The sequence below is a fragment of the Sphingomonas sp. R86520 genome (assembly GCF_042466285.1).
In the GTDB taxonomy this organism is placed as follows: domain Bacteria; phylum Pseudomonadota; class Alphaproteobacteria; order Sphingomonadales; family Sphingomonadaceae; genus Sphingomonas.
On the sequence record NZ_JAXHBZ010000001.1, the window covers coordinates 513,661 to 535,210 of the forward strand.

General features: G+C 65.0%; 19 protein-coding genes and 1 pseudogene. 14 read left to right on the forward strand and 6 right to left on the reverse strand.

Annotated features, from left to right (window positions below):
- Positions 1-105: 105 nt before the first annotated feature.
- Complete coding sequence (locus SJY41_RS02560) at positions 106-1,149, reverse strand: rod shape-determining protein (RefSeq protein WP_055878614.1); 1,044 nt, start codon at positions 1,147-1,149, stop codon at positions 106-108.
- A 170-nt stretch (positions 1,150-1,319) separates the two neighbouring features.
- Here SJY41_RS02560 and mutL point away from each other — a divergent pair, with 170 nt between their 5' ends.
- The 12 genes and pseudogenes from mutL (at position 1,320) to SJY41_RS02620 (ending at position 12,268) form a co-directional block, all read left to right on the forward strand.
- Positions 1,320-3,125, forward strand: coding sequence for a DNA mismatch repair endonuclease MutL (gene mutL, locus SJY41_RS02565; protein WP_380778801.1), 1,806 nt, complete (start codon positions 1,320-1,322; stop codon positions 3,123-3,125).
- Between the two features lie 438 nt (positions 3,126-3,563).
- Positions 3,564-3,878, forward strand: a complete 315-nt coding sequence (locus SJY41_RS02570) for a hypothetical protein (RefSeq protein ID WP_380778803.1) — start codon at positions 3,564-3,566, stop codon at positions 3,876-3,878.
- Positions 3,879-4,190: 312 nt separating this feature from the next.
- Positions 4,191-4,721 carry a hypothetical protein gene (locus SJY41_RS02575; protein WP_380778805.1) on the forward strand — a complete coding sequence of 177 codons (531 nt, stop codon included), beginning with the start codon at positions 4,191-4,193 and terminating at the stop codon, positions 4,719-4,721.
- 207 nt (positions 4,722-4,928) lie between these two features.
- On the forward strand, positions 4,929-5,174 hold the full coding sequence (locus tag SJY41_RS02580; RefSeq protein ID WP_380778806.1) for a hypothetical protein: 246 nt from the start codon (positions 4,929-4,931) through the stop codon (positions 5,172-5,174).
- Between the two features lie 154 nt (positions 5,175-5,328).
- The gene (rpsM, locus tag SJY41_RS02585) at positions 5,329-5,697 is read left to right on the forward strand and encodes a 30S ribosomal protein S13 (RefSeq protein ID WP_333994044.1); all 369 of its coding nucleotides are present in this window, start codon (positions 5,329-5,331) and stop codon (positions 5,695-5,697) included.
- Positions 5,698-5,781: 84 nt separating this feature from the next.
- A complete protein-coding gene (gene rpsK / locus SJY41_RS02590; RefSeq protein ID WP_031395237.1) occupies positions 5,782-6,171 on the forward strand; it encodes a 30S ribosomal protein S11 in 390 nt (129 codons plus the stop codon).
- A 97-nt stretch (positions 6,172-6,268) separates the two neighbouring features.
- Positions 6,269-7,339 (forward strand): DNA-directed RNA polymerase subunit alpha, encoded by a 1,071-nt coding sequence (locus SJY41_RS02595; protein WP_031395236.1) that lies wholly within the window; start codon positions 6,269-6,271, stop codon positions 7,337-7,339.
- 179 nt (positions 7,340-7,518) lie between these two features.
- A complete protein-coding gene (gene rplQ, locus SJY41_RS02600) occupies positions 7,519-7,941 on the forward strand; it encodes a 50S ribosomal protein L17 (protein WP_056482675.1) in 423 nt (140 codons plus the stop codon).
- A 159-nt stretch (positions 7,942-8,100) separates the two neighbouring features.
- Complete coding sequence (guaA, locus tag SJY41_RS02605; protein ID WP_056057854.1) at positions 8,101-9,657, forward strand: glutamine-hydrolyzing GMP synthase; 1,557 nt, start codon at positions 8,101-8,103, stop codon at positions 9,655-9,657.
- Positions 9,658-9,732: 75 nt separating this feature from the next.
- Entirely contained in the window at positions 9,733-10,662 is a 930-nt protein-coding gene (gene bla / locus SJY41_RS02610) for a subclass B3 metallo-beta-lactamase (protein ID WP_380778811.1), read from the forward strand.
- A gap of 6 nt (positions 10,663-10,668) precedes the next feature.
- Positions 10,669-11,322 carry a DUF969 domain-containing protein gene (locus SJY41_RS02615; RefSeq protein WP_380778813.1) on the forward strand — a complete coding sequence of 218 codons (654 nt, stop codon included), beginning with the start codon at positions 10,669-10,671 and terminating at the stop codon, positions 11,320-11,322.
- A 5-nt stretch (positions 11,323-11,327) separates the two neighbouring features.
- Positions 11,328-12,268, forward strand: a pseudogene (locus SJY41_RS02620) (DUF979 domain-containing protein).
- Here the strand turns inward: SJY41_RS02620 and SJY41_RS02625 are convergent.
- From SJY41_RS02625 to SJY41_RS02640, 4 genes are all read right to left on the reverse strand, one after another.
- Positions 12,247-12,741, reverse strand: coding sequence for a cupin domain-containing protein (locus SJY41_RS02625; protein WP_380778815.1), 495 nt, complete (start codon positions 12,739-12,741; stop codon positions 12,247-12,249). The pseudogene SJY41_RS02620 and the gene SJY41_RS02625 overlap by 22 nt on opposite strands.
- A complete protein-coding gene (locus SJY41_RS02630; protein WP_380778817.1) occupies positions 12,738-13,835 on the reverse strand; it encodes a Gfo/Idh/MocA family protein in 1,098 nt (365 codons plus the stop codon). Before SJY41_RS02630 ends, SJY41_RS02625 begins: the two co-directional genes overlap by 4 nt.
- Positions 13,835-14,728, reverse strand: a complete 894-nt coding sequence (locus SJY41_RS02635) for an alpha/beta hydrolase (RefSeq protein ID WP_380778819.1) — start codon at positions 14,726-14,728, stop codon at positions 13,835-13,837. The genes SJY41_RS02630 and SJY41_RS02635 overlap by 1 nt, the downstream gene beginning before the upstream one ends.
- Positions 14,729-14,801: 73 nt before the next feature.
- Positions 14,802-15,401 (reverse strand): gluconokinase, encoded by a 600-nt coding sequence (locus SJY41_RS02640; protein WP_380778821.1) that lies wholly within the window; start codon positions 15,399-15,401, stop codon positions 14,802-14,804.
- Positions 15,402-15,572: 171 nt separating this feature from the next.
- Between SJY41_RS02640 and SJY41_RS02645 the strand changes: the two genes are divergently transcribed.
- On the forward strand, positions 15,573-18,623 hold the full coding sequence (locus SJY41_RS02645; protein WP_380778823.1) for a glycosyl hydrolase family 28-related protein: 3,051 nt from the start codon (positions 15,573-15,575) through the stop codon (positions 18,621-18,623).
- Between the two features lie 67 nt (positions 18,624-18,690).
- A complete protein-coding gene (locus tag SJY41_RS02650; RefSeq protein ID WP_380778825.1) occupies positions 18,691-19,803 on the forward strand; it encodes a lactonase family protein in 1,113 nt (370 codons plus the stop codon).
- A 15-nt stretch (positions 19,804-19,818) separates the two neighbouring features.
- Here SJY41_RS02650 and SJY41_RS02655 read toward each other — a convergent pair whose 3' ends face one another.
- The gene (locus tag SJY41_RS02655) at positions 19,819-21,390 is read right to left on the reverse strand and encodes a carboxylesterase/lipase family protein (RefSeq protein ID WP_380778826.1); all 1,572 of its coding nucleotides are present in this window, start codon (positions 21,388-21,390) and stop codon (positions 19,819-19,821) included.
- Positions 21,391-21,550: the final 160 nt, after the last annotated feature.

Sequence of the window (21,550 nt, forward strand, 5' to 3'; positions counted from 1 at the left end):
TCAGGTATCGCGCGCCCATCGGGGACCATCCCCGTCGAGTCACGCGATGCTAATCAATTTCCCCGGGTTCGTCGCTGTTCTTGGTCCAGCGTCGTCACCCCGGTGTCAGCCGCTCATCAGCACGCCGCGGAACAACGGATCCTCGAGCGCACGACCGGTGCCGAGCGCGACGCAGGTCAGCGGGTCCTCGGCGACCGTCACCGGCAGGCCGGTCTCGTCGCGCAGCACTTCGTCGAGACCCTGCAGCAACGCGCCGCCGCCGGTCAGCACGATGCCCTGGTCGACGATGTCGGCGGCGAGCTCGGGTGCCGTGTTTTCCAAAGCGACGCGGACGCCCTCGACGATCGTCGCGACCGGCTCGCTGAGCGCCTCGGCGATCTGGCCCTGGTTGATCTGGATCTCTTTCGGCACGCCGTTGACGAGATCGCGGCCCTTGATCTGGATGATCATGCCGATGCCGTCGACCGGCGGCTTGGCGATGCCGACCTCCTTCTTGATCCGCTCTGCCGTGGCTTCGCCGATCAGGAGGTTGTGGTTGCGACGGACATAGGAGACGATCGCCTCGTCCATCTTGTCGCCGCCGACGCGCACCGACGTCGTGTAGGCGAGCCCGCGCAACGACAGCACCGCGACTTCGGTCGTGCCGCCGCCGATGTCGACGACCATCGAGCCGATCGGCTCGGTGACCGGCATGTCCGCGCCGATCGCCGCCGCCATCGGCTCCTCGATCAGCCAGACCTGCGAGGCACCCGCGTTCGAGGCGGCATCGCGGATCGCGCGCCTTTCGACTTTGGTAGAACCGGACGGCACGCAGATCACGATCTCGGGCCAGCGCGCGAACTTGCGCGGACCGTGGACCTTCTGGATGAAATACTTGATCATCTGCTCGGCGACGTCGATGTCCGCGATGACGCCGTCGCGAAGCGGGCGGATCGCCTCGATGTTGCCCGGCGTCTTGCCCATCATCATCTTGGCGTCGTCGCCGACCGCCTTGACGCGCTTGATGCCGTTGATCGTCTCGACCGCGACCACCGACGGCTCGTTCAGGACGATGCCGCGGCCACGGACGTAGACGACGGTGTTCGCGGTGCCGAGGTCGATCGCCATGTCGTGCGACATGAACTTGAAGAAACGCGAGTAGAAGGCCATTCAATCAGGGTCCCGTAATCCTGGCCGCCGGACGGGCAGCCACCACCAACAATCATGCGCACACACATCATCTCGCGTGACCCGCCGGCGTTTTTAAGCACCGGGTGCCTATACTAAAAAGTGGCGTTTGCGGGTCGCGGGATGCCGTCGCTTGGTCTAGACGCAAACCCATGTCAATACGGCGTCTCCCCGAGCATCTGGTCAATCGCATCGCCGCCGGTGAAGTGGTGGAAAGACCCGCCAGCGCGTTGAAGGAGTTAGTCGAAAACGCGATCGACGCAGGCGCGGGACGCGTGTCGATTCTCCTCGTCGAGGGGGGCACATCGCGGATCGAAGTCGCCGATGACGGCTGCGGCATGACCCCCGCGGACATGGCCTTGGCGCTCGAACGCCACGCCACTTCCAAGCTGCCCGACGAGTTCATCGAATCGGTCGTGACGCTCGGTTTTCGCGGCGAGGCGTTGCCGTCGATCGCGAGCGTCGCGAGGCTTACCATCGAAAGCCGGATCCGCGGCGCGGAGGGATGGGCACGGACCGTCGACAATGGTCGGGTCGATCGCGAAGGCCCGGCCGCGCTCCCGCCCGGCACGCGCGTTGTCGTCGAGGACCTGTTCGCCCGCGTCCCCGCGCGCCGTAAGTTCCTCCGCTCCCCGCGCGCCGAATACGCCGCCTGCCTCGACGTCGTCCGCCGGCTGGCAATGGCAAGGCCGGATATCGGCTTCACGCTCGAGCATGACGGCCGCCGCGCGCTGTCGGCGATGCAGGTCGAGGATCGGCCGGGCAGGGTGGCGACGCTCACCGACCGCGCGCTCGCCGACAATTCGGTCGCGATCGACCTCGAACGCGAAGGCTTGGTACTAGGCGGGGTCGCCAGCCTGCCGACCTACAATCGCGGCATAGCCGACCACCAGTATCTCTTCGTCAACGGCCGCCCGGTAAAGGACCGCTTGCTGATGGGCGCGATCCGCGGCGCCTATGCCGAGATGCTCCCGCGCGACCGCCACGCCGTCGTCGCGCTGTTCCTCGACATCCCGACCGACCAGGTCGACGTCAACGTCCACCCCGCCAAGACCGAAGTCCGCTTCCGCGACCCGGCGATGGTCAGAGGCCTGATAGTCTCCGGCCTACGTCGCGCCCTCGACGCCGCCGGCCACCGCAGCCAACGCGCCAGCGAATCCGCCCTCTCCATGTGGCAACCAGAACAAACCTCCTCTCCCCCCGGGGGAGAGGAAGGGGCCCGTCCGCAAAGCGGATGGGAAGGTGAGGGCACGCCCCAGAGGCTCCCGCTGGAAAGCCGAAGCTACGGCGCGGTCAACGATTCCCGCCCAACCTTCTTCGCATCACCCCCCCAGGCAAGAGCCGAACCCGCCTGGTCACCCCCGCCCCAAACTGCCGCCTTCCCGATGGGCGTAGCGCGCGGCCAGGTCGCAAAAACCTACATAGTAGCCGAAGCCGAAGACGGCCTGGTCCTCGTCGACCAGCATGCCGCCCACGAACGCCTCGTCCTCGAACGCATGCGCGCAGCCCTGATCGGCGGCACCATCGCGTCCCAGGCCCTCCTGATCCCCGAAGTCGTAGAACTCGACGAATCCGCCTGCGACCGCCTCGAATCCCGCGCCGAAGAACTGTCCGAATTCGGCCTCGACCTCGAACGCTTCGGCCCCCACGCCATGCTCGTTCGCGCCACCCCAGCCTTGCTCGGCCAAAGCGACCCCAAAGGCCTCGTCACCGACCTAGCCGACGAACTCGCCGCCTTCGACGAAGCCCTCTCCCTGAAAGAGCGTCTAGACGCAGTAGCCGGTACGATGGCCTGCCACGGCTCCGTCCGCGCCGGCCGCATCTTGTCGGTCCCCGAAATGAACGCGCTGCTCCGCGAAATGGAAGTCACCCCCCACTCCGGCCAATGCAACCATGGCCGCCCAACCTGGGTAAAGCTTTCGCACCTCCAGATAGAGAAGCTTTTTGGTCGTAAGTAACTAAACCTTCTGTGGAAAGGCTGCTTTTTCGCCCAGTTTGTATGGAATCCCGCTAGGCTGTCACAAAACGCCGTGATTAGCGAGCGGTGTGTCCGCAATCGCTCAGTTGCGGACATTCGCGTTCCCTGCGATCTTGCGACATGGCGTCCAAATTTGAGTATCAATGCTGCTACTGCGGCAAGGCGATTTCAGAAACTGATCGAAGCGCACTTCGTATCAATCTGAGCGGTGTTTGGGCTGGCAATCATCGCGCGGTGCAAGACATGTTCTCTCACTCAGCTTGTGCAGCCGGGACGTTCGGCGCTACGCTTCACCCGTCCGTGCCGTTCGACGTAGAGGCATTCGATCAAGACGATTGAATGTCCGCTATTCCTCCCATTTCGGCCATTCCGCTATCGCCCACGTGCGGACATTCGATAGCGCCTACATGATGATCGGATGCCGATCACGTCTCTCGTCTTCGCCGGTGTCATCGCGGGTTTTTCGTTGATTGCGAGCGTGATGGCTGCTGTTTGCCAACTTCTCACTAATAACAAGGCGTTGTCGTTGGCGTTAGGGACGCTTGCGATACCTATCCTACTGTGCGCTTTACTTGCCTATTGGATATTGACGATGGAAGCGGATGATCCAGCACCCGGTAATGTCCTGATCGGCAGTTTGATCTTCGTTGCGGTAATCGCGCCAGTTGCGTTCCTTGCCAGTTATTTAACAATCAGCTTCCTTGCTCGCCGTGCATCGCGCAATGTCCGCTAACCTTCCCACATCGGACATTCGGCGTCTGCGCGCGCAGTTGCGATGGTGACTTCACCTTGGTGAAGCTCGCACACGGGGACATCGAGAAGCTGTTCGGGCGGAAATAAGGGGGCGGCGGCGACCTGCACTGTTGGTGATCGGTTTACAGGACTGGCTGCCGGTCCGCTAACCTCCCATCCCGACAATGTTCGCTTGCGCTAAAGGCGTGTTCGTGCATTCTGGGTGCGTATATCGTCGTGGACTGCAATTGATCCAGGCTGCTGCAACAGGGGACAGGCATTGAGATCATCTTTACGCAAGTGCGTGGTCGGATTGGCGTTGCTTACGGTTTCTGCGTTCGCTGAAGCGAAAGGCATCACATATGATTGCGATACAGCTGCCGATCACTTTTCCGAATTGAGCATGCCAGTCGACACAGCTACCTTTACGGTAACTGGAAAGGTACAACTGAAAACACTTGCCGCAAGCGCAACCTATGCTCCAATTGCTCGCGTTCAAATTGCATCTTCGGCTGCTCCGGGCCAAGCGCCCGATGTATACGCGGGGTTCGCGCTCACAGCATTACCCGTGGATGCTAAAAAGGCACCGGCCGGGACGCCTGCAGTTCAGATGCTAGGGTATAGCGTCAACGGCAAGGAGGACGATATCATCCCATTCTCGTTGCTGACGAAGCCGGGTACCATCCAGCCCTTTAGTTTGACGTATGACGGCAAGGCCGTCGTCGTGAACCTTGGAGGCGAAGCAAAACAGTTTCCTTTAAGAACGAAAGAACCCGTCGTGCGGCTCATTTGCTCGACGGGTGAGTTTCTTTTCACGGATCTTACAATTATCGCATCGCGGTAGTGCCATTTTGATAGTTCACCCAGTCCGGGCCATCGGTACGATGGCAGCGAACTCTTCTTAATTATGTCTGGCTTGTTCGGGTGTTCACGGCGCTGTGAACTCGGCACATGAGATTCGTGCCACGGTGGTCCTGGGAACAAATCCAGCGCAACCGGGGTAATCTATCGTCATGGCCATCGCTCACCATTTAAGGCATTGCGCCTCGATATGGACTCCCTCTCCCTATTCGGCCTAGCCGCGGTATCCTTCACCCTGCTATGCTACGCCAAGGAAGCCGGCTCGCACTGGTGGACGCTCGGTTTCGCCTTTGGATGCGTGCTCGGCTCGATCTACGGCTTCCTCCAGGGCGCGTGGCCGTTCGGGGTGGTCGAGCTGATCTGGACGGTCGTCTCGTTCCGCCGCTGGCTCAAGATGCGCCACGCTGCACCGTCCGCCGCGGAACCGGTCGCTTGACACTGCGTTCGCCCGCGCCTAATTGAATTCTCCCCGACACGACGGTTCCGGCGGCGCTTGTTTGCGTTCGTCGCTATCGTGCGTTTCGGTTCATCGCTAAGAGATGGGGTCTGTGCAGCCATGCCGGACCTCGTGGAGCAGGAGAACCAAGTTCATGGCACGTATCGCGGGTGTTAATATCCCGACCAACAAGCGCGTGGTGATCGCGCTGACCTATATTCACGGCATCGGTTCGACCAAGGCCAAGGAAATCGTGACGAAGCTCGGCATCGCCGACACCGCACGCGTCCAGGACCTGACCGACCAGGAAGTCCTGCACATCCGCGAGACGATCGACGCCGATCACACCGTCGAGGGCGATCTGCGCCGCCAGACCTCGATGAACATCAAGCGCCTGATGGATCTCGCCTGCTATCGCGGCCTGCGTCATCGCAAGGGCCTCCCGGTCCGCGGCCAGCGCACGCATACCAATGCGCGCACCCGCAAGGGCAAGGCCAAGCCGATCGCCGGCAAGAAGAAGTAATCCACTTTTTCAATGGATTACTCCGCCGGCGCTGGTCCCAACGGGCCGCCCGGCGTCACGCAGATACAGGTCAGGAAATACACCATGGCACGCGAACCTCAGCGCATTAAGCGGCGCGAGCGCAAGAACATCACCTCTGGCGTCGCTCACGTGAATGCCAGCTTCAACAACACCATGATCACGATCACCGATGCCCAGGGCAACGCGATCTCGTGGTCGTCGGCCGGCGCAATGGGCTTCAAGGGCTCGCGCAAGTCGACTCCGTACGCGGCCCAGGTCGCAGCGGAAGACGCCGGCAAGAAGGCCGCCGAGCACGGCGTCCGCACGATCGAAGTCGAGGTCAAGGGCCCCGGCTCGGGTCGCGAATCGGCCCTGCGCGCGCTTCAGGCAGTCGGTTTCCAGATCACGTCGATCCGCGACGTGACCTCGATCCCGCACAACGGCGTGCGCCCTTCGAAGCGTCGTCGCGTCTGATTCTCCGCCTCCCGTGCGCGGTTGATCGCGCCGCACGGGTGTATTTTATTGGTCGGCGGACACACCCGTTCGCCGGCCCCCAAATTAGGGGAAGCATGTGTCTGTCAACGCAAAGAACTGGCAGGAACTCAAGAAGCCCAGCGGCCTGGAGAAAAAGGCCGGTGGCGACACCAAGCGCAAGGCGACCTTCATCGCCGAGCCGCTCGAGCGTGGCTTTGGCCTGACGCTCGGCAACGCGCTGCGTCGCGTGTTGCTCTCGTCGCTGCAGGGCGCGGCCGTCACCTCGATCAAGATCGAGAACGTGCTGCATGAGTTCTCGTCTCTGGCCGGCGTCCGCGAGGACGTGACCGACATCGTCCTCAACGTGAAGCAGATTGCGATCCGCATGCAGGGCGAGGGGCCCAAGCGCCTCCAGCTCTCGGCAACGGGTCCGGGTGAAGTCAAGGCCGGCGACATCGCCGTCTCGGGCGACATCGAGATCATGAACAAGGATCTCGTGATCTGCCACCTCGATGAGGGTGCGACGCTCAACATGGAGCTGACCGCCGACATCGGTAAGGGTTACGTGCCCGCGACCGCAAACCGCCCGGCCGATGCGCCGATCGGTCTGATCCCGGTCGATGCGCTGTACTCGCCGGTACGTCAGGTTTCGTACAAGGTCGACCCGACTCGCGTCGGTCAGGACCTGGATTACGACAAGCTGACGCTGACGATCGAAACCGACGGCACGATCACCCCGGAAGACGCTGTGGGTTACGCAGGGCGCATCCTCCAGGACCAGCTCGCGCTGTTCGTCCACTTCGACGATTCGTCGGTCACGCGTTCGTCGGCCCCGATCGGCCAGGCAGCACCCGCTGCCGGTGGTGCGGAGCCAGCAGGCGACACCCAGCAGATCAACCGTTACCTTCTCAAGAAGGTCGACGAGTTGGAGCTGTCGGTGCGTTCGGCGAACTGCCTCAAGAACGACAACATCATCTACATCGGCGATCTGGTCGGCAAGACCGAAGCCGAGATGCTGCGTACGCCTAACTTCGGCCGCAAGTCCTTGAACGAGATCAAGGAAGTGCTGTCGTCGATGGGTCTTCGCCTGGGCATGGAAATCCCCGGCTGGCCACCTGAGAACATCGAAGAGATGGCCAAGAAGCTCGAGCAGGAAATCATGGGGTAAGCGACGTCGGACCCGCGCCATCACCCCAGCGAAAGCTGGTGTATTCCGGTTCGGGTCCGGTCCGCTCCTCGTGGAGATCCCAGCTTTCGCTGGGATGACGGTAATTTGGGTGGGCTCCTCGTCCCCACCAGCTCCCGGGTACCTCATACGGCCCCTGAACGAACGAAAAGGTATTAAACATGCGCCATCGCGTAGGCGGCCGTAAGCTTCAGCGGACCTCGGCCCACCGTCTTGCCCTGTTCCGCAACATGAGCGCCGCGCTCATCAAGCACGAGCAGATCACCACCACCGTCGCCAAGGCGAAGGAACTGCGTCCTTACGTCGAGAAGCTGATCACGCTCGCGAAGAAGGGTGGCCTGTCCAACCGTCGTCTCGCGCACGGCAAGCTGCTCGACGATGCGCAGCTGATCAAGTTGTTCGACACGCTCGCGACCCGTTATGCGGATCGCAACGGCGGCTACACCCGCGTCATCAAGGCCGGTATCCGCATGTCGGACGCCTCGCCGATGGCCGTCATCGAGTTCGTCGACCGCGACGTCTCGGCGAAGGGCCAGGACTCGGGTCCGGTGATGTCGGACGCCGAGTACGACGACGCAGCGTAAGACTGTTCTCCTGCGAACGCAGGGGCCCAGGATCACAAGCGAAATCGTCCGTTACCCTGGCCTCCGGCGTCCGCAGGAGAACAGGGAAACCGTAAGGGCCGCGTCCAGCAATGGGCGCGGCCTCTTTCGTTACGGGGCTCATCCGGCTATGCGCCCGACATGGAGCACCCAGACAGCATTCTCATCGTCGATTTCGGCAGCCAGGTAACCCAGCTGATCGCCCGCCGCGTGCGCGAGGCCGGCGTCTATAGCGAGATCGCCCCCTTCCAGTCCGCCGAGGCCGCGTTCGACCGGATGCAGCCCAAGGGCATCATCCTCTCCGGCGGCCCCGCCTCGGTCACCACCGAGAACTCCCCGCGTGTGCCGCAGCGCTTCTTCGAGGCGGGCATCCCGATCCTCGGCATCTGCTACGGCCAGCAGGTCATGTCGGCGCAGCTCGGCGGCAATGTGATCGTCTCGGGCGATGGCGGCGAGTTCGGCAGCGCCTTCATCGAGGTCAAGTCGAACTGCGCGCTGTTCGACGGCCTCTGGGCCGAGGGCGAACGCCACCAGGTCTGGATGAGCCACGGCGACAAGGTCGACGCGATTCCGCCCGGCTTCACCCCCGTCGCCACCTCGACCGGCGCGCCCTATGCGATCGTCGCCGACGAGGCGCGGCGCTTCTACGGCGTGCAGTTCCACCCCGAGGTCGTCCACACCCCCGATGGCGGCAAGCTGATCGCCAACTTCGCGCGCCACGTTTGCGGGCTGAGCGGCGACTGGACGATGGCGGAGTTCCGCGAGACCAAGATCGCCGAGATCCGCGCGCAGGTCGGCAAGGGCCGCGTCATCTGCGGCCTGTCCGGCGGCGTCGATTCGGCCGTGGCAGCCGTGCTGATCCACGAGGCGATCGGCGAGCAGCTCACCTGCGTGTACGTCGACCACGGCCTGATGCGCGCCGGCGAGAGCGAGCAGGTCGTCAGCCTGTTCCGCGGCGCGTACAACATCCCCTTGATCCACGTGAACGTCGAGGAGCTGTTCCTGAGCGGCCTCGCCGGGATCACGGACCCCGAGCTGAAGCGCAAGTTCATCGGCAAGACCTTCATCGATGTGTTCGACATCGAGGCGAAGAAGCTCGGCGGTGCGGAGTTCCTCGCACAGGGCACGCTGTACCCGGACGTAATCGAGAGCGTCAGCTTCACCGGTGGCCCCTCGGTGACGATCAAGAGCCACCACAATGTCGGCGGCCTCCCCGAGCGCATGAACATGAAGCTCGTCGAGCCGCTGCGCGAGCTATTCAAGGACGAGGTCCGCGTGCTCGGCCGCGAACTCGGCCTGCCCGAGATCTTCGTCGGCCGTCACCCGTTCCCCGGACCCGGCCTCGCGATTCGCATCCCGGGCGAAGTGACCAAGGAACGCTGCGACATCCTGCGCAAGGCGGATGCCATCTATCTAGAAGAGATCCGCGCGGCGGGCCTCTACGACACGATCTGGCAGGCGTTCGCGGTCCTCCTCCCGGTCCGCAGCGTCGGCGTGATGGGCGACGGCCGCACCTACGACAACGTGCTGGCCCTGCGTGCGGTCACCTCGACCGACGGCATGACCGCGCAGGCGTTCCAGTTCCCCGGCGACTTCCTGCCGCGCGTCGCGACCCGGATCATCAACGAGGTCAAGGGCATCAACCGGGTGACCTACGACTATACCTCGAAGCCGCCCGGCACGATCGAGTGGGAATAAGTTAGACGTTCATCACGCGATCCTCCCCCGCCAGGGGGGGGGGCTGGCTCTTGCCAGACGGAGGGGGAGGACACGATGCAGACGTTACCGCTTACCGCCCCCTCCGTCAGGCTACGCCTGCCACCTCCCCCTGGCGGGGGAGGATCGCTCGGCTCCCGCGCCAAATCATTGGTCGGCGTCCTGGCAATCGCTGCCAGCGCGCCGTTACTCCTCGGCGCCGCAGACCCGCCTGCCTGGACACGTCCCCAGGCACCGTTCCCGATCGCCGGCCCGATCACCTATGTCGGCAGCGAAGGTATCGCCGCCTACCTCATCAAGACCGGCGCCGGCGCGATTTTGATCGACGGTACGCTCGCTGAGAATGCTGGCATGATCGAACGCAACATCGTTGCAGCAGGCGTTCGTCTTCGCGACGTGAAGCTGATCCTCGTCACCCACGCGCATTTTGACCATGCCGGCGCCGTCGCGACGCTCAAGCGAGCGACTGGAGCGCAGGTCGTTGCCGGCGTACGTGACGTTCGCGCGCTGGAAACCGGCGTGCCACAGGGCGAGACCAACTACGGCGTCATCCGCTTCCCTGCCGCCCACGTCGATCGCGGCGTTCGCGATGGCGACAAGGTCGTCCTCGGCACCACCACGTTGACAGCCCGTGCGACACCCGGACATACGCCCGGCTGCACGACCTGGACGATGCAGATTCCCGACAAGCCGCGCCCGCTCGATGTCGTCTTCCCGTGCAGCGTCAGCGTCGCGGGCAATCGCCTTGTCGGCAACCGTGCCTATCCCGGCATCGTCGCCGACTACCGCCGGAGCATCGCGATGCTGGGCACGCTGCACGCCGACATCGTCCTGCCGTCGCACCCCGAACTCGCCGACGTGATCGCCAGAGGCAAACGCCGCGGCGCTGGCGACACGACCGCGTTCCTTGACCGCGCGCTGCTTCCGAAAATTGTCGCGAAGGCCAAGGTCGCCTTCGACGCAGACCTCGCCAGGCAGGCGCGCTAGCCCGCGATGCTGGTCCTTTGCGGCATCGCGGTGATCGTCGCGGGGTTTTTGCTCCGCTTCAATCCGCTGCTTGTCGTCGCCGTCTCTGTGCTGGTCACGGGCCTCGCCGCCGGTATCGCACCGGTCGCGATCCTCGCCGCGTTCGGCAAGGCATTCAACGAGAACCGTTTCGTCACCGTCGTCTACCTCGTCCTGCCGGCGATCGGCATGCTCGAACGCCACGGCCTCCAGGAACGCGCCAGGCTCACGATTGCCACGCTGAAGGGCGCGACAGTGGGCCGCTTCCTGACCGGCTATCTCCTGTTCCGCCAGCTCACCGCCGCGCTCGGCCTCACCTCGATCGCCGGCCCGGCCCAGACCGTCCGCCCGCTCGTTGCGCCGATGGCCGAAGCTGCCGCCGAAAGGCAGGGCGTCACACCCGGTGGCGACCGTATCGCGGCGATGGCGGCGGCGACCGACAATATCGGGCTCTTCTTCGGTGAGGATATCTTCATCGCGATCGGCTCGATCCTGCTGATGAAGGGTGTCCTCGAAGGCTACGGCATCGTCATCCAGCCGCTCCACCTCTCGATGTGGGCGATTCCGACCGCGATCGCCGCATTCCTGATCCACGGCTTCCGCCTCTGGCTGCTCGACCGCCGATTGGCGCGCGGCCGATGATCGGCATGATCGGCACCGGATTCATCTACGGCATCGCCGGCCTGATGTTCGCGGCGTTCGCAGTCCTGAGTGCAACCGACCGCACCAACCCGAAGCGCTTCGGCAATGCCGCGTTCTACGCAGCGCTGGCGATCAGCTTCCTGCTGGGGGAAAGCTCGGTGATGTCGGCAACGGCGTTCTCGTCCTGGCCCTCGTGGCGATCGCCGGATCTGGCGCGATGGGCCGCGGCGGGCGTGCTACGACTACGCTCGACGAACGGCGTGCCGAAGCCACCCGACTCGGCAATCGCATATTTCTCCCCGCACTTATCATCCCAGCCGCAGCACTCGGCGGAACGGTCCTGTTCCGCGCAGTCCCGAGCCTCGTCGACCCCAAACAGGCGACACTGGTCGCGCTGACCTGCGGCGTCCTGATCGCGCTGATCGCGATGCACATCTGGTTCCGCCCCCGCATCGCCACACCGCTCGCGGAAGGCGTCAGGCTGATGGACGCGATCGGCTGGGCGGCCGTGCTTCCACAAATGCTCGCAAGCCTCGGCGCGGTCTTCGCGCTCGCCGGCGTCGGCGACGTCGTCGGCAGACTAGCTGGTCACGCGATCCCCGAGGGCAGCCTGATCGGTGCAGTCCTCGCCTACACGCTGGGAATGGCGCTGTTCACGATGATCATGGGCAACGCGTTCGCGGCGTTCCCGGTGATGGCCGCGGCGATCGGCATCCCGCTGCTCGTCCGCCACTATGGCGGTGATCCGGCCGTAGTAGCCGCGATCGGCATGCTCAGCGGGTTCTGCGGCACGTTGATGACGCCGATGGCGGCGAACTTCAATCTCGTCCCCGCCGCGCTACTCGAACTGAAGGACAAGAACGCGGTCATCCGCGCCCAGATACCGACCGCCTTGCCCCTGCTGGCGGTCAATATCGGCTTGCTTTACTGGCTGGGCTTCCGCTGACCTGACGTCCTGATCTTTGTCCCGAGCATCACCAGCTTGCCCTCGATCCCGAACCAGTGCGGAGTTCCGGCCGGGATCAGAAAGACGTCGCCGACCGCAAGCTTCCGCGTCGTACCACCCTCGATCCGGTCACCTTCGACCAGCCCCGGAAAACGCAGCTTCGGCGCGACCAATGTACCGCCCGAGACGAGCGTCCCCGAACCCGCCATCACGGTCGCATATTCGGCTTCGTCGGGATGCACCGCGGGCTTGCCCGGCGCCTTCCAATATTCGAGCGCGGCACTCGTCCCGTCCGCTTGCACCAGAGGGGCCGCAGCAAACCCCTGGCCCGGTTTCATCGTCCTCTCCAACGCGATGATGCGCGACCGGACCTCGGCCGACGCGGCGAAGCTCGTCGGATCGGTCGCGGTCTGGGCGGGCAGGGCAGAGGCTGCGACGAGCGCTACCGCAGCGGCAAGGAAGGGTCTGATCACAGCTTCACCGTCCGACCTTCGCGTGCCGACCGGTAGATCGCCTCGACGATCCGCATGTCGCGAAGGCCCTCTTCCCCCGAGACGATTGGTTCGCGCCCGTCGAGAATGCACTCGGCGAGATGGTCCAGTTGGCCGGCGAATTGCGTCTTGCCGGGGCCGGGAGGAATATTGGTGATCTCGGTCTCGCGCCCGTCGCGGCCGGTCCACATGTGATTGCCGTCATAGCGGGTCGCGGGCTCCAGCTCGATACGGCCCTTGTCGCCCATCAGCAGGATGTGGTTCTGGTTGGCGCTGTACATCGACTGGCAACCGGCGATCGCGCCCGATGGGAATTCGAGCGTCCATTCGATCATGTCCTCGACCTCGCGGAAGCGCGGATCGCGGCGGTCTGTCGATTCGCGGGCAGTGACCGCGATTGGCTCCTCCCCAGTCATGTAGCGCGCCGCCTGAAGGCTGTAGACGCCCATGTCCATCAACGAACCACCACCGGACAAGGCACGTTTCAGACGCCATTTGCCAGGGTCGCCCTGGACGAAACCATGCTCGGAACGGACATAGCGGATCTTCCCCGCCGCGCCGCTGCGTGCCAGCCGCATAGCCTCGAGATTGAACGGCTCGAAGTGACAGCGATAGCCGATCATGAGCTTCTTGCCGGCGGTCTTGCACGCCCGGATCATCGCTTCGCACTCCGCGACGGACACCGCCATCGGCTTCTCGCACATGACGTGCTTGCCGGCCTTCGCGGCGCGAATGGTGTATTCGGCGTGCATCGAGTTGGGCAGGCAGACATAGACGATGTCGACGTCGGGATTGTCGCGGATGCGGTCGAAGTCGGCGTAGGAATAGATCGCGTTCTCGGGAACGCCGTATTTGGTTGCGGTCGCGACCGCCTTGGCCCGATCGCCACTGACCAGCGCCGTCACGCGCGAGTGGCTGCAGTTGACGAACTGCGGCAGGATCACGTCGCGGCCGTACTGACCGAGTCCGACGATCGCATAGCCCAGTTTCCGATCGGGCGCGGCGCGCGCCACCCCGCTGGACGTCGCTGCCAGCGTCGCCGCGGCCACCAGAAGATCACGCCTGCCGAATTCCATCACGGGTCCTTTCGAGAAACTGGGAGCATCTTCGCCGATCCGCGCGGGATCAACCAGCCACCATCGCTCAGCCAGTCGGCGAGCCGATCGGGCCAGTGCTGGATCGAGATGCGTTCCGAATGCATACCCAGATTGAATGCATGATCGGTGTCGGCATACAGATGCAGTTCGGCCGACACGCCCGCGCCGCGAAGTTGCGTGTAGAGCGTCATCGCCGACGTCGCGCAGCATTGGTCGAGCGATCCGGCGACCAGGAAAGCCGGTGGTGCACCAGCGGGCGCCCTGGCAGGCGTGCCGAGCGGTCCCGGATAGACGAGGATCTGGAAGTCCGGTCGTGCACTTGCGCGGTCGATCGCGTCGATCGCGTCGATCGGAGCCGACGCCGATGCCGGATTGTCCGCAACCAGCGACACGAGTTCGCCCCCCGCCGAAAAGCCCATCACGCCGATTCGCGCCGGATCGATCGCGTAATCGACGGCATGCGTGCGCACCCACCGGATCGCACGCCTGAGATCGGCAGCGGCATCGCGCCCGATATCGTAGGTCGAGCCTGGATCGCGCGCGAGGCGGTATTTGAGCACGAATGTCGTCACGCCGTAGCGGTTGAGCGCTTTCGCCGGCACTTCGCCTTCGTTGACCATCACCAGCATGCGGTGGCCGCCGCCGGGGACGACGATAACGGCGGCGCCGTTGGCGTGGGTTGCGGTCGCGCGATACACGGTCAGCGACGGGTTATGAACGTTGCTGACATAACTGTTCTTGACCGTCTCCGCTTCGGTCCGCCGCGCTTCCGATCCGGGCGCACCGTTCGGCCACAGCGCGATCGTCGGTGCCTGTTGTGCAACGGCGGGTGTCGCGAGCACGATCAGGGCGAAGGCTGCGCGGAGCGACATCTTGTATCCTCTAGCGCACCCTTGCATGGATGCGGTCGGCGAGACTTTTCGGCTTGATGCCTGCGCTTTGCTATTACGACCTTAGTCGTGGGGCTCCGGCGCACTCGGGCAACGTGGCAGCCTCGCGTCGAACCCAGTCGAGTGCGGTCGCGCACAGCATGTCCGGCGCGTCCTCCGCATCGAGCGTCACCGCGCGCTCGTCTGGCCCGAGTTTCTCCAGGGTATCGAGCTGGCTCGTGAGCAGGCTGGCCGGCATGTAATGGCCTGCACGACGGACCAGCCGCCGGGCCAGTTCGCCACTGTCGGTCGTATCCAGGAACACGAACAGCAGCGGGATGCCGACCGCCTGGGTCAGCCGGTCGCGATAGACCCGCTTCAACGCCGAGCACGCCGCGACGGCAGTCCCGTCGGCCTTCGCCGCATCATGCAGCCCGTTTGCGATCCGGTCGAGCCACGGCCAACGATCGTGATCGTCGAGCGGATGGCCGGCCCGCATCTTCGCGACGCTGTCGGCGGTATGGAACGCGTCGCCTTCGAGGAAATCACAGCCGAGGCGCTGGGCAAGGGCCGCGCCCAGGGTCGACTTGCCACTACCGCTGACGCCCATCACGATGATGGCATAAAGCGGCGCGTCGGCGCGCGGACTGGGAGCAGGGACGTGGGAAGGAGGCACTGGCTCTCCATAGGCTGAGCGCGGTCGATTCGTCACCGTCTATCGGCCGTGTGACCGGCATCGCCAATTACGACCTTGGTCGTGATCGCCTATCGCCGCCGGGTGGATTACCTGCGCTACGGACAGGCACAGGCTGTATAGCACGCCGCACAACAATCACCGGGTGAGCATGTGAAACAGACGCTAACCACTGCCGCTGCGGCAGCTACCTTGGCGCTGCTCGGAACGACCGCGCCCGTCCTGGCCGCGCCCGGCGCGTCGTCGCGATCCGTGTTCCTGGCCGCGCCGGCCGATCCGCGCGCGGTCACGGTGCGCGGGCGGGGCGACGGCCTGACGGACGATACCGCCGCGATCCAGGCTGCGATCGACAAGGCGGCCAGCGGCAAGGGTGGCGAGGGGATCGTCTTCCTGCCGGCCGGACGATACCGCATCTCGCGAACGATCTTCGTGTGGCCGGGCGTCAGGGTGTTCGGGACGGGCAAGACGCGACCGGTGATCACGCTCGGCGCCGCGACACCCGGTTTCCAGACCGGGGTCGCGAACATGCTGTTCTTCACGGGATCGCGTGCGGACAGTCGCGGTGCGCCGCCGAAGGTGCCCGTGCCGCCGCCGACCAGCGTGCCGTTCGATCCGACGATCGGCGACGCGAATTCTGGCACATTCTATTCCGCGCTGAGCAATGTCGATTTCGAGATCGGCGACGGCAATCCTGCGGCCGCCGCGGTACGGTTTCATCTGGCGCAACATGCCTATTTAAGCCATGTCGACTTTCATATCGGCTCCGGGCTCGCTGGCATCTACCAGGTCGGCAATGTCGGGCAGGACCTGCGCTTCTTCGGCGGCCGCTATGGTATCCTCAGCGAAAAGACCTCACCCGCGTGGCAATACACGCTGCTGGACTCGTCCTTCGAAGGCCAGCGCGATGCCGCGATCCGCGAACACGAAGCGGGACTGACGCTCGTCAACACCAGCATCCGCAACGTACCCGTCGGCATCGAGATCGACCGCGGCTATGGCGACTGGCTGTGGGGCCGCGATGTCCGGTTCGAGAACGTCTCGGACGCCGCCGTCGTGATCAGCAACGAGGACAATGTCTACACGCAGATCGGCTTTCAGAACGCTACCGCCAGCGCAGTGCCGATCTTCGCGCGGTTCCGCGACAGCGGGAAGACGGTCGCCGGGCAGGGCGCGCGATACCGCGTCAAGGCATTCACCTACGGCCTGACATTGTCGGGGCTGGGCGCGACCGGAAAGTACGAGACGCGGGTCGACGCCGCTCCGGTGTCCTCAACGCCCAAGCAGGGCCAATCCGCCATCCGGTCGCTACCACCGGTCGCGCAGTGGTTCGACGTACGAGGCGCGGGTGCGAAGGGCGACGACGCGACCGACGATACCGCGGCGATCCAGCGCGCGATCGACGTTCACCGCGTGGTCTACTTCCCCACCGGCTTCTACCGCGTGTCCGATACGCTCAGGCTTCGGCCCGACACGGTGCTGATCGGCCTTCATCCGGACATGACGCAGATCGGTCTTGCCGACGACACACCCGGGTTTCGCGGCATCGGTGCCGCCAAGGGACTGATCGAAAGCGCCAAGGGCGGGGCGGCGAACGTCTCGGGCATCGGCCTGTCCACTGGCGGCATCAATCCGCGCGCGACCGCGTTGCTGTGGAAGGCCGGCGCGGACTCGCTGGTCGATGACGTTCGCTTCCACGGCGGCCACGGCACCGCCCGCGCCGATGGCAGCCGGATCGATCCCTATAACGCCACCCACACCGCCGACGCCGATCCCCGCAAACGCTGGGACGGGCAATATGCGAGCCTGTCGGTCACCGACGGCGGGGGCGGTACGTTCAACAATCTGTGGACGCCCAACACCTTCGCCGCCGCCGGACTCCACGTCTCGAACACCAGCACGCCGGGGCATGTGTACGAGATGTCCGCCGAACATCACGCGCGCACCGAGATCGTTCTCGACGGCGTGAAGAACTGGGAACTCCTCGCGCCGCAAACCGAGGAAGAAGCGGGTGAAAGCCGCAACGCGGCCTCGCTCGAAATCCGCAACTCGAGCAACATCCTCGTTGCCAACTACCACGCCTATCGGGTCACACGTTCGCTCCAGCCGGCGCCGACCGCGGTGCGGATCTACAACTCGGACGATATCCGTTTCCGCAACGTCCATGTGAACGGCGAAAGCGGACTCGCGTTCTGCGACGCCGAGGGCTGCAGCACCGACCTGCGCGCCAGCAAGTTCCCGTACGAGAACGCGATTCAGGACCTGACGACCGGCCAAGCGGTGCGCGAACGTGAATTCGCGGTGCTGGACGTGAATCGAGGTGCCGGCCCGGTCGCACCCACCACCGGGCCGGTCGTCCGAAAGCTCGAAGACGGGTTCTACTCGATTGCGGGCGCGGCGGTCGATGCGAAGGGCAAGCTCTACTTCGTCGAGCATAACACGCACCGTATCTACGGCTGGACGGCAACCGAGGGGCTGTCGGTCGTTGCCGACGCGCCGACCGATCCCGTCAACCTCGCGGTCGATCGCTCCGGCGACCTGATGGTGCTGTCGTCGGACGGCGCGGCCGGCACGGTCTACAGCATCAAGCCGAGCGCGCCGGACAGCCTCGCCGTCATCGCGCCGACCCCCATCGCACAACACCGCGATGCCAGCGTCGCGCTGCCGGGCAATTTCTGGGTCAACGGCGAGTTCAAGGACCAGATCGATCCGACGACCTATCAGTTCACCACGCTCGGCGAGATGTTCGCGCGCGACATCGCCGTCCCCAAGCCCCGCGAATATGTTTCTCCCGACGGATCGCTCGTCCTCCCGGCCTATCGCACCGTCCAGCAAGGGCCGCCCAATCATCTCGGCTGGCGCTTCTCCGACGCGCTCGACACCTATGGTTTCGTGAAGGCCAAGCCTGGTGAGCGGGTGTTCGTCAGCAACGGCTCCGAAGCGAAGACATATAGCGGTTTGGTCGGCGCGGGCGGCAGCATCACCGATCTCAAGACGTTCGCCAACCGCGGCGGGGAGAGCGTCGCAGTCGGACCGGACGGTCGCGTCTATCTGGCCAACGGCCAGGTCTTCGTCCACGCGCCGGACGGTCGTGAAACCGGGCGGATCGACGTTCCGGAGCGCCCGCTGCAACTGATCTTTGGCGGCGCGAACGGACGAACCCTGTTCATCCTAACCCATCATGCGCTCTACGCCGTCGAGACCTGAAGAGCCCGCCGTTGCCTCGGCAGCGCCGCTGACGCATGACCCCGCAGCAGCAACGAAGGACGCGCACATGACCGATTGGACCACGACACGACGGTCGGCGCTGACCGGGATGGCTGCGACGATCGCCCTCCCGGCAATAGCGGCGCGGTCCGGAGGGCGGGCGATCACGCTGGTCGCCGGCACCTATGCGCGAGAAGGGGGCAAGGGCCTCTATCCGATCACGTTCAACCCCGAACGCGACACGTGGCGGGTCGGCACACCGGTGCCGGGCGTCGACGACGCCTCGTTCGGGATCGGCGGTGGCCCGAGTAGTGCCTATTATCTTGTGCGCGAAAAGGCCGCGGGCGAAGTCTCGGCGTATGCGGCGGACTGGTCGCGCCGCGGTACGGTCGCCACGCAAGGTGCCGATCCCTGCTACCTCGCTATCGACCGCGCCAGTGCATGTCTTGCCGTCGCCAATTACTCGAGCGGCAGCGTCGCGTTCCACCGCCTCGATGCGGAGACCGGCGTGCCGGGCGAACCGGTGCTGTTCCACCACACCGGCACCGGTCCCGACCATGGCCGGCAGGAGGCGCCGCACGCCCATTGGGTCGGCTTCAGCCCGGATCGACGCTGGCTTCATTCGGTCGATCTGGGAGCAGACACGATCTTCGCCTACCGCTTCGATCCGCAGGCGCGAACATTGGCGCATCCCGTCCCGGCATGGCGCGCGCCGGCGGGAGCGGGACCGCGCCATCTCGTGCATCACCCACGCCAGCCACTCGCCTATGTCGTGTGCGAACTGTCGAACGCGGTCATCATGCTCGACGCACGTGCCGACGGCAGTTTCGCGACCCGGCACGTGGTCTCGACGTTGCCCGCCGGGTACAAGGGTGCGTCGCAGGCGGCCCACATCGCGATCGACCGTGCCGGGCGGCGGCTCTACGTCTCCAACCGTGGCCATGACAGCGTTGCGGTCTTCGCGCTCGACGCCGGTGGCGTACCCAGTTTGCTCCAGCATATTCCCAGCGGCGGCAATTGGCCACGCTTCCTGCTGGTGCTCGAAGCGCAGCGTCGCGTCGTGGTCGGCAACGAGCGATCGGGTTCGCTGGCCATCTTCCGGATCGAAGCCGATGGCCGGCTGGCGGCAACAGGACAGACGTTATCGGTGCCTGGTGTGGTGTTCGTCGACCGAGTCTAGGCGCAATGGCCTAGCTCAAGGCACGCGTCGTTCGAGCATCGGCACTGCGGCTTCGTAGCGTGCCTGCTCGACGAACGGTGCCGATCGCGTCTTCACGTCGACGATCTGGCGCGGGATGACGCCCTCACCGGACGGCGCCGGTGACCATTTCGGCAAGCCCGTCGCGTTGGGGTTGCCGGTCTTGATGAACGCCGTGAAATAGCCTTGAAACACGGCCGATATCCGCCGGTCGTCCGCCGTCCACGCATAGGCCGGGTTCGTATCGAGATTGCCGAGCGCATATTCGATCTCGGCACTGTGCACCGCGCCGATCGGCGGAACGTCCGGGTTGGTCAACGGTGGCAACGCGGCCGGCCGGGCATGCGCGAAATAGTAATAATAGGTCGGCTGGTGCGTCCGGCGGTGCAGGTCGAACCACTTCCACGTCGATGCGCCCAAGAACGCGTCGCTCGCCAGCGCCGTCGCTGCAACCGGCACGTCAGCGTCCGACTTGGCGGGATACAGCGTGAAAAGCGCTTCGGCATCGGTGTAGAGGCGCGCGATGCCTGCGCGGTAGTTGGCGAGCGTCGGCGGTTGATCGCGCAGGATCCCCGTCCAGCTTCCTTCCTGCGAATTCGCGCCGACGAGCAGCGGCACGCGCGCCGCGCGCCCGGCTGCATAGGTATCGATCGGCGCTTCGGTCAGGAACTGCCCGTCGACGATGAAGTCCGCGCGGAACCGTTGAGCGCCCTGCGCTGCCAGCAAGGTCTCGGCCGGCATCGCGCGAAGTGCGGCCAGGGACGGCGCGCCCGCCGCCGATGTGAACGCGTCTCCGTCCCGCGTTGCCTGTACCAGCGCCTTCGGCCGGAAGGTCGGCGGCATCACGCCACCGCTCTCACCGATCGCGCCGGCGAACTGCGTACGGGTCAGCGGCGATGTCATCAGTACGCTGACCGACATCGAGCCGGCGCTTTCGCCACCGATCGTGATTCGCGCCGGATCGCCTCCGAATGCGGCGACGTTGCTCCGAACCCACGCCAGCGCGGCGGCCTGATCGAGCAGTCCGTAATTGCCCGCGGAATGGGTCGGCGATGCAGCGGCGAGGGCATTGGTCGCGAGGAACCCGAACGCGCCGAGCCGGTAGTTGATCGTCACGACGACGATCCCCTGCGCCGCCATCGCCGCGCCGTCATACCGCAGTTCCGACCCGTCCCCGGCGATCGCGCCGCCACCGTGGACGTAGAACAGCACGGGCAACCGTGCACCCGGCTTTGCTCCGGCCGGCGACCAGATGTTCAGCGTCAGGCAGTCCTCACTGATTCCCGGCGAGCGGAACTTCATGTCGGCGAACAGCGGTTGCTGCATGCAACGCGCGCCGAAGCGGTCGACCTTCCGCACACCGGCCCATGCCGCCGCAGCGCGAGGCGGTTGCCACCGCAGCGCGCCCAGCGGGGGCGTCGCATAGGGGATGCCGAGAAACGCGTCGACCGGCGTCGCGGCGCTCTGAACATGCGTACCTTCGAGACTGCCGCCCTGCACCTGCACGCGTTGCGCGGTCGCCGGCACGGACAACACGCCGAGCACGATACCCCAAGTCGCCAACCGCATGTCATTCTCCGTCATAGCTAGTAACGATGGTCGCATCCGGCCCGGTGTTTGCCAACCCGGCTGTTCGCTATTCCCGCGAATGCCGTTCGAAGCGGATCATACGCTACGATCGAGATAGCAATCGAGACCCTTCACAGCCCGTCAGCTTTGCTCGATAGCG